Raw genomic sequence first — 15,018 nt, 5'->3', positions numbered from 1 at the left:
TATGTAGTGTGGAGGATAAACTATTCAATCGAATAGAAATATTTTTTCATTTATAATGAAAAAGACTACTCATATTGAGCAGCCTTAGTTTTGAATATTTTTATTCATTTGTTTAATTGCGGCTTTTTCTAATCGAGATACTTGTGCTTGGGAAATACCGATTTCTTCAGCGACCTCCATTTGCGTTTTCCCTTGAAAAAATCGTTTCCTGAGAATTAGTTTTTCTCGACTATTAAGACGTCTCATTCCTTCTTTTAAGGCCAATTCTTCAATCCATTGGATATCGCGATTTTTCTCATCGCTTAATTGGTCCATAACAAAAATTGGGTCTCCTCCATCATTATAAATGGGTTCAAATAATGAAACAGGATCCTGAATGGCATCAAGAGCAAAAACAATCTCTTCATGCGGAACTTCCAGTACTCTTGAGATTTCTTCAGCAGTCGGTTCCCTTGATGTTTCACTCATAAGACGTTCTCTAACCTGGAGAGCCTTATAAGCAATATCTCGAAGTGACCGGGAGACACGAATAGGATTATTATCCCTTAAATATCTACGAATTTCTCCGATAATCATTGGTACAGCATATGTTGAAAATTTGACATTCTGGCCTAAGTCAAAATTATCGATTGATTTCATTAATCCAATACAGCCAACTTGAAACAAATCGTCAACAAATTCTCCTCTGTTGTTAAAACGCTGGATTACACTGAGTACCAATCTTAAGTTGCCGTTCACCAGCTCTTCTCTTGCTGATAAGTCTCCATTTTGCATTTGTTTAAATAGCTCTCTCATTTTCTCGTTTTTAAGAACTGGAAGTTTTGAGGTGTCTACTCCACAAATTTCGACTTTATTTCTTGTCACATCTTTCCCTCCTAACAGGAGCTGCTGTACAGTGTTAAGTATCTCCTTGAGTGGAAAAAATATGCACAAGCTAATCATGTCAGGAAGGAATGATATGCTCATTTTATTTGATAAAATAAGGGATTTTTAAATGAAAAAAATTTTTTAAACCATTTTATTAAATTCTTTTTGTAATCTTTTAATAATTCTCTTTTCAAGCCTAGAAATATAGGATTGGGAAATGCCAAGCATATCAGCAACATCTTTTTGCGTCTTTTCTTCTCCGCCCTGTAGACCAAAGCGAAGCTCCATAATTTGTTTTTCGCGGTCATTTAACTGCTGCAGAGCTTTCATTAATAATTTACGATCCACATTTGCTTCAAGATCCTTTGTTATAATGTCGTCTTCGGTGCCTAACACATCGGATAAAAGCAATTCGTTTCCATCCCAATCAATATTTAACGGTTCATCAAAGGATACCTCTGAGCGCAATTTATTGTTTCTTCGCAAATACATGAGAATTTCATTTTCGATACATCTTGAAGCATATGTAGCAAGCTTGATCTTCTTTTCTGGATTAAAGGTATTAACCGCTTTTATTAAACCGATGGTTCCAATGCTTATCAAATCTTCAATATTAATACCAGTATTTTCAAATTTGCGGGCAATATAGACCACAAGACGTAAGTTTCGTTCAATTAGGATTGATCTGGCTGCCTGATCTCCAGAAGGCAGCTTTTGTAGCAAAAGTTCTTCTTCTTCCTTTGAGAGGGGTGGGGGCAATGCTTCACTGCCTCCGATGTAATATACCTCATCAGTTTTGATTCCTAGCTTGATTAATAGTTTATACCATAAGTAAGTAAGGTGTAATTTAAGTTTTTTCATGTTCCTCCCCCTTCTAAAATAAAAGAAACAGAGTAAAATAGAAGTAACCAAATTTTTGCTGAATATCAACTTTAGTCTATAAAACAAGGATATGCATTAAGATACATGCTCAATTGGTTGACCCTGTAGCATTTTCGGATGGACTATACATTCATATTCATTTTCGGAAGACAAGGTTGTACGGTTTAAGCCAACAATTGTTTTATGTACCTTAATTTTTTCATTTTTTGTCTCGATCCACACTTCATCAGGTTTAAAGCCTAATAAAAACTGATTTTCACTACCTACAACGCGATAAGGAATAATTCGGACACGATGTTCCCAAGGATGACCTTCATTACCGCTCTCACTTAATGATTTCATGACATCCTGCTGAAGGGCTTGATTTACAAGCTGATCTGGTAGATAGTCCTTAGCCTTTAACGTATCAATAATCATAACCGGGCTTCTTGTGATTGGATCATAAAGCTGGTTCCCGCTATCAACCAGACCGTTTAACGTAAACTGGGTTGAATCTACACTTATCGTAACAGTTACCATTTGGTCGAAATGAATCTTTTTGGCTTCAAGACCCTCAAGGCGATTCCTTGAAAACAACCACATAATCGGGAAACCGATTAGTACGAACAGCCAGCTTATTGGATGTCCAAAACCTGAAGAATTTGTCATGAATAGCCCATCTAAATATTCCATTTCTGCTTGTAAAAAATAATGGGCGCCAATCATACCACCACCAACCAAAAATGTTACAAAATAAAAGGTTAGCAAGCTTTGAAAAAAAAAGCGAAACCGTTTAAAACCAAAGGCTATGACCACCATCATCATGGAAATGACCATTTTTCCTAGCGGATGTGTCGCCATAAACGCAAATGGTGAAAACATCATCAGGACTATGCTTGAACCTAAAAGGGCTGCAAGAATAATTCGCAGCTTAAAAATTTTCCTTTTCAATGCAATAGCTGTTAAAAGAAGCAGAAACAAATCAAAGGAAAAGTTTAAAAACCAAATAACGTCTAAGTAAATAGACATTCTCTACTCCTTCCCCTCTGGTATAAAGCGAGGCTTCTCAAAAGTGCGGAATATTCTTCATCCCCCATTTATCTTCTTAGCTTACCTCAATCTTAAAGTGGAAGTTTACTGCCCGTTAAGATTGGGATAAAGTGAAATCTATCCTCTTCATCCTATTACTTAGCCCATTATTAACTGAAATAGATGATGACCTATAGCCACTAGTATAAATCTTCATTGATAGGAAGTCTGTCACTTACTGCCGAGAAAATGTAAGAATTTTTGATAGATTATTAGAATTTTTGTCGAGTTTTTAGAAGAAAAAAACGAATTGTAAGAGGCCTTACAAGTAGAATAGTAACGTTCACTATTAAAGAAAGGGTTAAAGTGAGACTTCCATTATTGGGGGCTTTATCCCATTGATGGTTAGCGAGACTTATCGGATCTTTACGGGCAGTTATCCACTACTTATTATTCTTAGATTTACTTGTTTACTGCCCGTTAAGATGGGATAAAGTGAGTCTTCCATTATTGGGGGCTTTATCCCATTGATGGTTAGTGAGACTTCTATCAATGAGGTTTTAAACCAGTAAAGATAAATAAAAAAGAGTGCATAAATCGTATGATCTGCACTCTTTTTTCTTACATGATAATTTTTTATCGACGTTTGTTTCGATTTCTTAAGAATGTCGGGATATCTAATGCATCATCGACTTGTTGAACATTATTGCGAGATGAGGTTTCTTGAACTGGTTCTTCCCGCTTCATTTCACGTTTTGGCATAGCCTTTGCCGTATTGCCAGTGTTAAATTGGCGAGGCTGTTGGCTTAGCGGATTAACCTCTTGTTCAGTAAATCCAGTCGCAATGACAGTAACAACAATTTCATCTTTAAGATTTTCGTTAATAACAGAACCGAAAATCATGTTTACATCTTGATCTGATGCTGTGGCCACAATATCAGCAGCTTCTTGAACTTCATATAAACTCAAGTTTGTACCACCAGTAATGTTCATTAAAACACCTTGAGCACCATCGATTGATTTTTCAAGCAACGGACTTGAAATAGCTTTCTTTGCTGCCTCAGCTGCACGATTTTCGCCAGTTGCAACACCAATCCCCATCAAAGCTGAACCTTTATTTGACATGATCGTCTTCACATCAGCGAAATCAAGGTTAATTAAACCAGGTGTAGCGATCAAGTCAGAGATCCCTTGAACCCCTTGACGTAATACATTATCTGCTTCTCTGAATGCTTCAAGCATCGGTGTGTTTTTGTCGACGATTTCAAGTAGGCGATCATTTGGGATGACAATAAGCGTATCGACAGATTCCTTCATTGAAGAAATCCCGCCAGCAGCTTGCATAGCACGTTTACGGCCTTCGAAAGTAAATGGTCTTGTAACCACCCCAACCGTTAATGCACCGAGATCCTTTGAAATTTGTGCGATAACCGGAGCAGCCCCAGTACCCGTTCCGCCTCCCATACCTGCAGTAACGAATACCATATCCGCGCCTCGCAATGCTTCTTCAATCTGCTCTCTGCTTTCTTCAGCAGCCTTTTTTCCAACCTCAGGGTTTGCACCTGCTCCCAATCCACGGGTAAGCTTTGATCCAATTTGCATTTTAACTTCTGCTTTAGATAAATTTAATGCTTGGGCATCGGTATTAACAGCAATAAATTCAACACCTTGAACTCCATGCTCTATCATTCGATTGACAGCGTTATTACCACCGCCACCTACCCCGATTACTTTTATGGTAGCTAAGCCGTCAATATTTGTATCAAACTCCAACATGCGAAATCCTCCTAATCCATCAAATGACTAATTGATGTGAACTATTCAAAGAAGTAGCCAAAGAACTTCTTTACTTTATTAACCTTTTTCTCCTCTGGTTGTTGCTTATGATTTGAACGTTGTTGCTGTGGCTGTGGTTCCTTAGCAGCGGCTACCTCCACAGTATTTACTGAAACATTTGAACCTATCTTTCTGCCTTGAATTTTGGCATTTTTATGCGCAAATTGAATTAAGCCTACTCCCGTCATATATTGAGGTTCTCTTACTCCAATGTAATCCGGGCTTGCGATTCTTACACTGTTTTGAAGGACTGCTTGTCCTAATTCAAGAACTCCCGGCATCCTAACAGTTCCACCAGTTAGAACAAACCCGCCTGGCAGTTCACGGACACCAAGCCGTTTTAATTCATAAAGAATCATATCGTAAATTTCTTCAAGTCTTGCTTCAATAATATCAGCTATTTCTAATTGATTAAAAGATCTCTTTTGATCTGAACCAATGATGGCAACTTCAAATACTTCGTCTTCTGATGCATGATCATAATAAGCATGTCCATATTTGACTTTAATGCGCTCAGCTTCATCTGTAGTTGTACGCAGGCCGATTGAAATGTCCTTTGTAATATTTTCTCCTCCTACTGGAAGAACACTGGTTGCCACTAAATGATTCTGTTCAAATACCGCGATTGTTGTAGATCCCCCGCCGATGTCAACTAAAGCTACACCCAGGTTTTTCTCATCCTTAGACAGTGCTACAGACCCTGCAGCCTGCGGTTGCAAACAAATATCCGTTATTTCTAAGCCTGCACGCTCTACACAACGCAGCAAATTATGTAATATCGTCTTCGATCCAGTAATGATGGAACCTTCCATTTCCAGACGAACTCCAAGCATTCCTCTAGGGTCGTTGATTTCATCTAATCCATCAACAATAAATTGTCTTGGGATGACATCAATAATTTCCCGTTCTGGTGGAATTGATACAACCTGAGCTGCCTCAATAACTCTTCTAACATCCTCATTGGAAATCTCCCTATTTTCGCTTGAAACTGCTACTACACCATGGCAATCTTGTAAGTGTACATGGTTACCAGTAACACCGACAACAACTCTTTTTAAGGAGATCCCTACCATTCTTTCGGCTTGTTCAACAGCTTTTTTTATAGAATGAACGGTTTCATCTATATCAACTATAGATCCTTTTCTTAATCCTTCTGATTTTACATTACCTACACCAATAATGTTTAAAGTATCATTCGTCATTTCACCAATAATTACTTTAACACTGGATGTACCGATGTCAAGACTTACGAATAATTCATTGCTGTTCATTCTAAGGCACCTCCCCATCTATCAATACTTTCTATTTTATTCGTTTAAGAACAACATGACAATGAATCTAGTTTTACATATTTGTAACAAAATGATTTTTTAACTATTTACTTGTTTTTCACCATATTAGGTTTATTCGTCAAATACTTAATATTCCCTTTTAAATATTCAATTTTTTTTCAGTTTTTCTCTGGAAATAGACCATTTTGATATTAGGATTCTTCTAATGACAGCAATATTTTGAAATAATCTAACCCCAAAGGCAAATACCGCTACTAAATATAAGTCTACACCAAGATGTACACCGAGAAAAGCTAAACTTGCAGCTAAAATGATGTTAAAGAAAAAGCCTGAAACAAAGACAACTTCATCATATATATCCTGCAGATGTGCTCGAATACCTCCTAACAGAGTATCAAAGGCAGCTAATATCGCTATTGATAAGTAATTTGAATATTCAGGGGGAATCCGAAGCTCAGATACCAAACCTAAAAACACACCTAGTATTAGACCTAGAATTGGAAGCCACATGTTATTTTCCCCCTTCTTTTGTTTCTAATGGCTTCATATTTTTCACTCGAATTGTATCTTCATAAGCAGGAATAGTGATGTTTTCTAAAGGCTTTGAAACAGTTAGACTTAGGTTATCAATGGCAAAATCTTCGTCAGTTGTTGACGCACTCATTCTATTATATAGTTTATCGGCATCTTCTGAGATTACTTTAATTTCGATTGGATACGTATTTAAACTGTAATTATCCATTTTTGTCTGGCCGTTAATATCTCTAATGACACTGGAATTAATTAAACGTCTGCCTTGAATCGAAATTTCTTCGGCATCATATGAATTTAATTCATTTATAAGCCGTTTTAACAAATCAGGAGAAATGCTTTGCAGTGGTTGTCCAAGCAATTCCTCAGAAAATAAACTGTCGATAGTAATGATGATACCTGGTCCTGTAACTTCAGTAAGGCCTGCCTCTTTTTCGAGAACATTTAATGTTTCCTTTAAAGCTGCTTCAGGATTCTGATTCTTTTCAGCCTCATAAGTTTCAATGATCTCATTGTATTTCCTAATTTCAGATAGCAGTTCAACCTGAAGCTGCTGTTCCTTTTTCAAGTCTTCTCTCAGCTGCCACATATCCCTTGTATCTCTCACAACAGGCTCTTGTATTGTTCGAAATTGGATCGCAAGCATTAGACCAAATATCATTGTTAAAAGAGAAAAACTAAATCCATTTTTCCAGCTCGTTTGCTTCAATTCAACCACCTGACTGTTCCAAAATTCTTAACTAGGCTTTTAGCGCATTTTATGAAGAGGTCTTGTCCTCTTGTAACAAAGGCTTCATTTTGATTTCGTCTTTTTTCTCAACAGTAACAACAATATTATCATATACAAGTTGATCAAGAATACCTCCAGCAATATTGAGCGCAGGGATTAAAACATCGGGATCACCGATAGCCGAGATAACGAATGGTGCCGGGAATTGATTTCCATCCACGGTTATAACAGGTCCGTTACAATAAATATAGGAATCACTTGATAACCTTTGACCATTAATTGATATCGCATCAGCCCCCGAAATATACAGTTCGTTTATAACATTAAATATATGGCTTTCATGAACAATATAATTATTAACATTTTCGCCATCCGGAATATAGGATGCATCCTCCAATGTCACTTCCACGCCCTCGCCAACAACCGGGAGGTCACCAACATACATACGAAACTTCTCTACATCTTCAACAAGATTATAATAAACTTGTTTTTGATCCTTTAGAGATTCCTCTATTTTTTTTACTTGATCTTGCTTTTCATATAATTCTTTCTGTAATTCACGATTAATTTCTTCGTTATTGATGAGCTGGGATCTTATTTCGTACTCTTTTTGCCATTGTTCAGCTGATATTACATGCTCTTGATTTTTTTCTTTTGTAAGCTGATATGAATAGGAAATTAAAAAACCTACTACAAGGAGGACAAGGGATAAAATAACATATCTACCCCTCAGTTTCATTCTCGACTTCATTCTCCTCCTCCTCTTCATTTAAAGGTTCATATGATTCAAAATAGGAGCCTACTTCCAGATGAATAATCCCCCGGCTATTTTCATCAAGCTGACTGACAATTTCAGGATAAGAGTCCATTTTTTTAGAAAAAGTACGAACAGAAGCGAGGACTTCATAACCATCATTCATATATAGATGGATCAACCACGGATCAGTCTTTTTCGGTGTATGATGGATTTCAGAGATCGAGTTTAAGATACCTGGCGGCAGCTTTTTTAGTTCATCTATCATAACCTCAATTGCATTGTCATTTTCCCAATTGATTAAAACAGGAGCATCTGCGGGTGCTTTAACCTGTTTATCCTTTAATACCTTGCCATTTTCAAGAATTGGAAAATGGGAACCGTCACGCTCAATATAGGCAATACTCTCATGCTCTTCTACTTGTAAAACAATATGGTTCGGCAATTTCTTTTCAACTTGTACATCTTTAATTTGCAAAAGACTTTTTACAGATGTTTTTACTTGTTTCGAGTTGACGCTCCAAAATTCTGATGAAGTCGTAATTCCACTTAGTTCAATGATTTTTTTTGACTCAACCGTTTTATTTCCTTCAACTGAAATACTTGCTACTTTACTTAAAGGAGATTGAAAGTAAATTACCAGCAAAATAAGCAGGAAGAAAACGGATAAAAAAGAAATTAGTCTCCGGTTCGTTTTCTGTTTTCTCTGTTGCTGTAATTTTGGTATACGATCCTCTAACGAAACAACTTTTTTCTCCAATCCTGTTCACCCCACACTATCAGTCACTAGGCAAACTCTCATTTCATTTAAAGAATTCATTTTTTCCCTAAAATTAATTCGAACACACAAAAAGCACTCATATGATTACGAAAAAAAACAACTTTTATAAGAGCAGGTTATTTTTTTTCGAAAACAAACGAAGAGTGTTCATTGTTAATTTCTGATGACTTGTCCTAGTTTAACGATTTAATGATAAAATAGGACTGCCTCAAAAACCAAAGGGTCAGACCCTTTCTGAGACAGCCCATTTGTTAACCGAAAACCATTATTTATAAAAGAGCAGAAAAATTGAGCCATTTCCATCATTTCATGAACAATTTTTATATTGTCATTATAACACAGGAAAAGGAAATAATGGTGATGTTTGTTTAATTTAGGCCGATTATTTCGACTTCTGTTTCCAATGTAATCCCGTACTTATCCAAAACCGTCTTTTTTGTGAATGAAATAAGATCTAATACATCTTGTGCCGTTGCCCCTCCAGCATTCACAATAAAGTTCCCATGCATTTCAGATATTTTAGCACCGCCAATTTGATACCCTTTTAATCCAGCTTCTTCAACTAACTGTCCCGCATATTTTGGAAGAGGATTACGAAAAATACTTCCAGCACATGGGTAATTCCAAGGCTGAGTTTCTCTACGATAATCCTTATTTTTTTGCATAACCGCTACAATATCTTCTTTTTTACCTTTTTGCAAGTTTAATACCGCTTCTATACAAATACCTGGTCTTTTTTCTTGCAAGATAGAGGTTCTGTAGGAGAATTCCATCTCCTCATTCGTTAACCATTCCATCGTACCGTCTTCAAACAAGATATGTGCTTTCTTTAATATTTTTGACATATCGGATCCATGTGCACCAGCATTCATATATACTGCTCCTCCGATAGAACCCGGAATCCCGCTTGAAAACTCTAAACCTGAAAAGCCTTTTTTACTTATGAGCGTTGCGAGCTTAATAACGGAACAACCTCCGCCCACAGTAAGGGTCTCCCCAGCTAACTCAAAATCATCCATTCCCGAACCGAGCTTTATGACAACGCCTTTAATTCCCTTATCCGCAACAAGGAGATTTGAGCCTCTTCCAATTGCTCTCCACTTAACTCCATGTTTTTTTATAATTTGGAAAGCTCTTGCCAGATCGTCTATGCTATTCGGTTCAATAAATAGTTCAGCTGGACCCCCAATTTTCATCGTTGTATGCTTTGCTAACGGTTCATTTTCAATAACCTTGCCTATATTCGCATCCGCCAATTCTTTATATAATGTGTTCATAATAACCTCCTTAAGCTTGCCTTTATTTCCTTGAAAGATTCTTCATCACTTGATATAACCTTGAAGCTGCATCTGGGATACCAAGCTTTTTTGAGGCATTCTTCATCTGATCTAATTTCGCCTCGTTTAATAAGATATCATCAATATGTGATAACAATAACCTTCCGTTAAGTTCTTGTTCACGAAGCATAATTGCCGCATCATGATCACTTAAAGATCTAGCATTTTTTTCTTGGTGATTTGCTGTAACATAGGGACTTGGAATTAATATGCTTGGGATCCCTAATGCAGTTATCTCCGCAAGTGATGTTGCTCCCGCTCTGGAAACAATTAAATCAACACACGCCAATACCTCTGGCATATTATGAATAAATGGTTTAATAACAACATGGGAAGAGTCACCCAATGCATCCATTTCCTTCATGACTTTATCATAATGGACCTCTCCTGTTACATAAACAACCTGGTATGGTTTATCATGTAAAGTCGGAATCATTTCCAAGACAGCTTCATTAATTGCCTTTGCACCACGACTGCCTCCAAAAATTAAGACTGTTTTCTTAAATGCTTTAAGCCCTAAAGAACGTCTCCCCTTTTCAGCATCTTGACCTAAAACCTCAGATGCCCGGGGGTTTCCAGTTAAAACTACTTTATGCTCAGGAAAATACTTTCTTGCATCTTCAAAACAAATGGCGACTTTGTCAACATAACGGGATAAAAATTTATTAGTAATGCCAGGCAAACTATTTTGTTCATGAATGATGGTAGGAATGTTCAGCTTTGAAGCTGCATAGACGACTGGTCCGCAAACATAACCGCCCGTTCCGATTACAACATCAGGTTTAAAATCTCTCAAGTATTTTTTACTTACTTTAACACCTTTTAAAAATCGAGTGACTGTTTTAACATTTTCGAATGATAGTTTTCGTTTAAAGCCTGTAATTTCAATGGCTTTAAAATCGATCCCTTCCCGCTTTACAATGTTATTTTCTAATCCATTATTCGTGCCAATATATAAAAATTCAACATGTGAATGATGTTTTTTAATTTCTTTTATTAACGCAAGGGCAGGGTAAATATGCCCTCCCGTTCCTCCGCCGCTAACGACGATCCTCATTCTAATTCCCCCATTTTATCAATTGTTAAGCATATCGACTAAGTACAATTGTCGCTTCTTCATATGTAAACGTGACGAAGGCTGACTAGTAAGGTACTCACTTAAGGCAAAGATTAAAGCCTAAAGTCTATCGCTTCCCTATCGTCAGCCTCATTATATCATTATCAGGATAAATAACCTTTTGATAAAACTTTAATATTTTGAATACCTGCTAACATTTAATAGGACACCGATCGCCATTAACATTAAGGTCAGCGATGAGCCCCCATAGCTTAAAAATGGCAAGGTAATTCCTGTAACTGGCATGAGACCTGTGACAACTCCAACATTAATCATGACCTGAATCGCAACCATTGTAATGATTCCGATTGCTAAAAAACTGCCATATAAATCAGGAGCACCTAGCGCAATCCTCACTCCTCGCCACAGCAGTAAACCGAAAAGCAAAAGGACAAATGATCCGCCGATAAAACCTAACTCTTCAGCCAGGATGGCGAAAATAAAGTCTGTTTGCGGCTCTGGCAGGTAAAAAAACTTTTGTCTGCTCTGTCCGAGCCCTAATCCAAATAATCCTCCAGGGCCTATAGCATAAAGAGACTGAATAATTTGGAACCCGCTCCCTAACGGGTCTTCCCAGGGATCTAAAAACGAAGTAATCCGCTTAATGCGGTATGGAGCAGATAAAACTAATGCTACAAATCCCGCTACACCTAAGAGACCAAGCCATACAAAATGAGTGATTCTAGCACCCGATACAAAAATCATCACAATACAAGTCCCAACCATTACTGTCCCTGTACCTAAATCAGGCTGCATCATAATAATGCCAAATGCCGAAAAAACAATACCTAAAGAAGGTACCAGACCCTTTTTAAACGAAGTAATCTTCTTCTGGTTTTCAGATAGAAACTTTGCTAAAAAAGCGATCATGGCCAACTTCATAAATTCTGAAGGCTGAATTGAAAAAGCTCCGACCCCAATCCAGCTTCTTGAGCCGTTTCTTTCCATGCCTATTCCAGGAATTAATACGGCGATTAAAAGGAAAAAGCAAATGATGATTAACATTTTTGCCCATGATCTCCATGTCCAATAATCAACATTCATTAAAAAGAACATAGCGATAACACCTACGCCAGCAAATAGGAGCTGCCGCTTAGCAAAAAAGAAAGAATCATCGAATTTATACGTCGCCCACACCGCACTAGCACTGTATACCATAATGAGACCAACTGTTAAAAGGAGCAACGTAAGGATCACTAAAATAAAGTCTGGTGTAGACCTTTTTGCTGTCAACGCCGAACACCCCAGTACCAATTTATTTAAGGGCTTTGGCAAGACAAAAAGCGCAGAGTGCGCCTTTAAAAAAATCTAGAAAAAATCGTACAAGCCCTTACTTAAGCTTATGCACGGCATGTATAAAAATGTCTCCTCTTTGTTCAAAAGTTTTATATTGATCCCAGCTTGCACAGGCCGGTGATAAAAGAATAACATCATTTTCTTCGGAGATTTCAAACGCCGTTTTTACCGCTTGTTCCACATTATCGACACGTTTGACAACTTCTATTCCACTTTCGATTGCAATCCTCTCTAATTTTGGAGCTGTTTGACCGAATAAAATCATTGCTTTTACATTTTCCAAATATGGCTTTAATTCATCAAATTCATTTCCGCGATCAAGTCCTCCAGCCAGCAAAATAGTTGGTCCGGAAAATGCTTGAAGAGCTTTACTCGTTGCTAAAATATTGGTTGCTTTTGAATCATTATAAAAACGACGGCTGTTTATCGTTTCAACATATTGAAGTCGATGTTTAACACCTGTAAAGGATGTCAGAACTTTATGGATGGATTCGTTTGCTACACCCCTTGTTTTAACTGCAGAAACAGCAGCAAGGATATTTTCAAGGTTGTGAATACCAGGTAATACGATATCAGCCAAAGAAATGATTTTTTCACCCTTAAACCAAATGCAGTTTTCTTTTATATAGGTGCCGCCATCTAGTTCAGTTGTTGTAGAGAAATAGAGTTTTTTCCCATTCGATTTTTCTGAACGCTCACAAACTTCCCGATCATCAAAATTAATAATCGAAACATCAGATTCCGCTTGGTTCTCATAAATTTTTCCCTTTGCGTAGACATACTCTTTCTTCGTTCCATGATAATCTAAATGTGCATCAAAAATATTTAATATGATTGCAACTGCAGGCTTAAACTCGATCGTTCCTAATAGTTGGAAAGATGATAATTCCATCACAATGACATTATCTTTTGTAGCCTTCTGTGCAACCTCACAAGCAACCGTTCCGATGTTTCCTGCAATTAATGGTTGCTGTTGATCTTCCTTAAGCATTTCATATATTAATGTTGTTGTCGTAGTTTTCCCGTTTGAACCAGTAATTGCGATAATGTCAGCTTCAGATACTTTATAGGCTAATTCAACCTCTGTAATAATTGGGAGATTGAGCTCTTCAGCCAGAGAAATCAATGGATTTGAATATGGGATGCCAGGATTTTTCACAACTAAATCTACTGTGTTTTCTTCAAGTAATGAAAGTGGATGTCCCCCGCAAACAACCTTTATCCCGAGTTCTTTTAATTCTTGAACAGCTTCATCCGTTTCCGTTGCTTTTAAATCATTAACTGTTACCTTAGCTCCAAGCTGATGCAACAATTTAGTGGCTGCTAAGCCGCTTTTTGCCAATCCTATAACTAAAATCTCTTTATGTATATAATCACTAATCTTTTTCACTTACATCCACACCTCAATATAGATTCCAAGCACTGCAAAAACAAACCCTATTGTCCAGAATGTAACAACAACCCGCCACTCAGACCAGCCAACTAATTCATAATGATGATGAAGCGGGCTCATTTTAAATACTCTTTTTCCAGTTGTTTTAAATGAAAGTACTTGAATGATCACTGATAGCGTCTCAATAACAAATACTCCTCCGATTAAAACAAGTAGAATTTCCAGTTTTGTTAAAATCGCAATTGTAACAATTGCTCCACCTAGGGCTAGTGAACCAGTATCACCCATAAATACTTTTGCCGGATGCGCATTAAATACTAAAAATCCTAATACTGCCCCTACAACAGCTACTGAAAAAATTGCAACGTCATATTGAGATTGATTCCAGGCAAGAACAGCAAAAGCACCAAAGGCAACAGCAGCAGTACCTGATAATAATCCATCTAAACCATCTGTCAGGTTTACTGCATTTGATCCCCCGACAAGCATGAAAATGACAAGTACAACATAACCCCATCCTAAATCGAAGGATAAAGCAGTACCTGGAATAGCAATTTCTGTTGAAAACCCATATTGGGTAAAGACTAGGTAAAAGATAACGGCAATGATAACTTGGCCGAGTAATTTTTGTCTTGATGTTAATCCAAGGTTTCTTTTCATAACGACCTTTATAAAGTCATCTAGAAACCCTAGTAATCCATAGCCAACTGTTACAAACAATAGCAAATACATTTCAACACTTAATTGAGAAAATTTTCCTGTCATCACAATGGTTGTTATGATGATCGAAAAGATGATCATAACTCCTCCCATCGTTGGCGTTCCCGATTTTTTTTGATGTGATTTAGGACCTTCCTCCCTTATGCTCTGACCAAATTTTAATCTCCTTAGGAAAGGAATAATGATTGGAGAAAGCAGTACACTTATTAAAAATCCCATGACGAGCGTTATTAAAATTACCTGCTCTAGCATGTATATTCCCTCCCTTCTTTCTTCGTTCCGGTCAAAATCTCGCCCATTTGAACATTGAAACGATCATATAAGCAGTATGCATTAATATGTGTATTTAACTGTATGTCATTCATTTTATCAACTTCTCTTTCTATCCTTTGTACCTATCCTATGATGGAAATGGGGACGAAACGACACCTATTTATCTTACATTCCGGTCCCCATTTCAAGCATAGACTAGTT

Annotated in this window: 14 protein-coding genes; all 14 read right to left on the bottom strand. The window is 37.2% G+C overall.

Annotated elements, in window-relative coordinates; translation table 11 throughout:
• Nucleotides 1–84 precede the first annotated feature (84 nt).
• The 14 genes from sigG to mraY all read right to left on the bottom strand — a co-directional run bounded on the left by sigG (nucleotide 85) and on the right by mraY (nucleotide 14,796).
• Nucleotides 85–942: an RNA polymerase sporulation sigma factor SigG gene (sigG, locus tag Q1B07_RS00860; RefSeq protein WP_299087132.1), complete on the bottom strand. Its 858-nt coding sequence runs from the start codon at nucleotides 940–942 to the stop codon at nucleotides 85–87.
• 66 nt (nucleotides 943–1,008) lie between these two features.
• Nucleotides 1,009–1,728, bottom strand: a complete 720-nt coding sequence (sigE, locus tag Q1B07_RS00855; protein ID WP_046511010.1) for an RNA polymerase sporulation sigma factor SigE — start codon at nucleotides 1,726–1,728, stop codon at nucleotides 1,009–1,011.
• A gap of 96 nt (nucleotides 1,729–1,824) precedes the next feature.
• Nucleotides 1,825–2,757, bottom strand: a complete 933-nt coding sequence (gene spoIIGA / locus Q1B07_RS00850) for a sigma-E processing peptidase SpoIIGA (protein ID WP_299086973.1) — start codon at nucleotides 2,755–2,757, stop codon at nucleotides 1,825–1,827.
• Between the two features lie 636 nt (nucleotides 2,758–3,393).
• Nucleotides 3,394–4,533: a cell division protein FtsZ gene (gene ftsZ, locus Q1B07_RS00845; RefSeq protein ID WP_299086972.1), complete on the bottom strand. Its 1,140-nt coding sequence runs from the start codon at nucleotides 4,531–4,533 to the stop codon at nucleotides 3,394–3,396.
• A 41-nt stretch (nucleotides 4,534–4,574) separates the two neighbouring features.
• On the bottom strand, nucleotides 4,575–5,864 hold the full coding sequence (gene ftsA, locus Q1B07_RS00840) for a cell division protein FtsA (protein ID WP_299086970.1): 1,290 nt from the start codon (nucleotides 5,862–5,864) through the stop codon (nucleotides 4,575–4,577).
• 168 nt (nucleotides 5,865–6,032) lie between these two features.
• A complete protein-coding gene (locus tag Q1B07_RS00835; protein WP_299086968.1) occupies nucleotides 6,033–6,395 on the bottom strand; it encodes a small basic family protein in 363 nt (120 codons plus the stop codon).
• A gap of 1 nt (nucleotide 6,396) precedes the next feature.
• A complete protein-coding gene (locus Q1B07_RS00830) occupies nucleotides 6,397–7,077 on the bottom strand; it encodes a DUF881 domain-containing protein (RefSeq protein WP_299087130.1) in 681 nt (226 codons plus the stop codon).
• Nucleotides 7,078–7,174: 97 nt separating this feature from the next.
• Nucleotides 7,175–7,879: a DUF881 domain-containing protein gene (locus Q1B07_RS00825; protein WP_299087128.1), complete on the bottom strand. Its 705-nt coding sequence runs from the start codon at nucleotides 7,877–7,879 to the stop codon at nucleotides 7,175–7,177.
• Nucleotides 7,869–8,660 (bottom strand): cell division protein FtsQ/DivIB, encoded by a 792-nt coding sequence (locus Q1B07_RS00820; RefSeq protein ID WP_299086966.1) that lies wholly within the window; start codon nucleotides 8,658–8,660, stop codon nucleotides 7,869–7,871. Before Q1B07_RS00820 ends, Q1B07_RS00825 begins: the two co-directional genes overlap by 11 nt.
• A 389-nt stretch (nucleotides 8,661–9,049) precedes the next feature.
• The gene (murB, locus tag Q1B07_RS00815; RefSeq protein WP_299086964.1) at nucleotides 9,050–9,958 is read right to left on the bottom strand and encodes a UDP-N-acetylmuramate dehydrogenase; all 909 of its coding nucleotides are present in this window, start codon (nucleotides 9,956–9,958) and stop codon (nucleotides 9,050–9,052) included.
• A 22-nt stretch (nucleotides 9,959–9,980) separates the two neighbouring features.
• The gene (murG, locus tag Q1B07_RS00810) at nucleotides 9,981–11,075 is read right to left on the bottom strand and encodes an undecaprenyldiphospho-muramoylpentapeptide beta-N-acetylglucosaminyltransferase (RefSeq protein WP_299086962.1); all 1,095 of its coding nucleotides are present in this window, start codon (nucleotides 11,073–11,075) and stop codon (nucleotides 9,981–9,983) included.
• A 192-nt stretch (nucleotides 11,076–11,267) separates the two neighbouring features.
• Nucleotides 11,268–12,368, bottom strand: coding sequence for a stage V sporulation protein E (gene spoVE / locus Q1B07_RS00805; RefSeq protein WP_299086960.1), 1,101 nt, complete (start codon nucleotides 12,366–12,368; stop codon nucleotides 11,268–11,270).
• 97 nt (nucleotides 12,369–12,465) lie between these two features.
• Complete coding sequence (murD, locus tag Q1B07_RS00800; protein WP_299086959.1) at nucleotides 12,466–13,821, bottom strand: UDP-N-acetylmuramoyl-L-alanine--D-glutamate ligase; 1,356 nt, start codon at nucleotides 13,819–13,821, stop codon at nucleotides 12,466–12,468.
• The gene (gene mraY / locus Q1B07_RS00795; protein ID WP_299086957.1) at nucleotides 13,822–14,796 is read right to left on the bottom strand and encodes a phospho-N-acetylmuramoyl-pentapeptide-transferase; all 975 of its coding nucleotides are present in this window, start codon (nucleotides 14,794–14,796) and stop codon (nucleotides 13,822–13,824) included.
• Between the last annotated feature and the right edge of the window lie 222 nt (nucleotides 14,797–15,018).

This window comes from uncultured Metabacillus sp. (assembly GCF_947503125.1).
Lineage (GTDB): Bacteria > Bacillota > Bacilli > Bacillales > Bacillaceae > Metabacillus.
The sequence above is the reverse complement of the archived record's forward strand: the minus strand, read 5'-3'. Positions and strand labels throughout refer to the sequence as shown.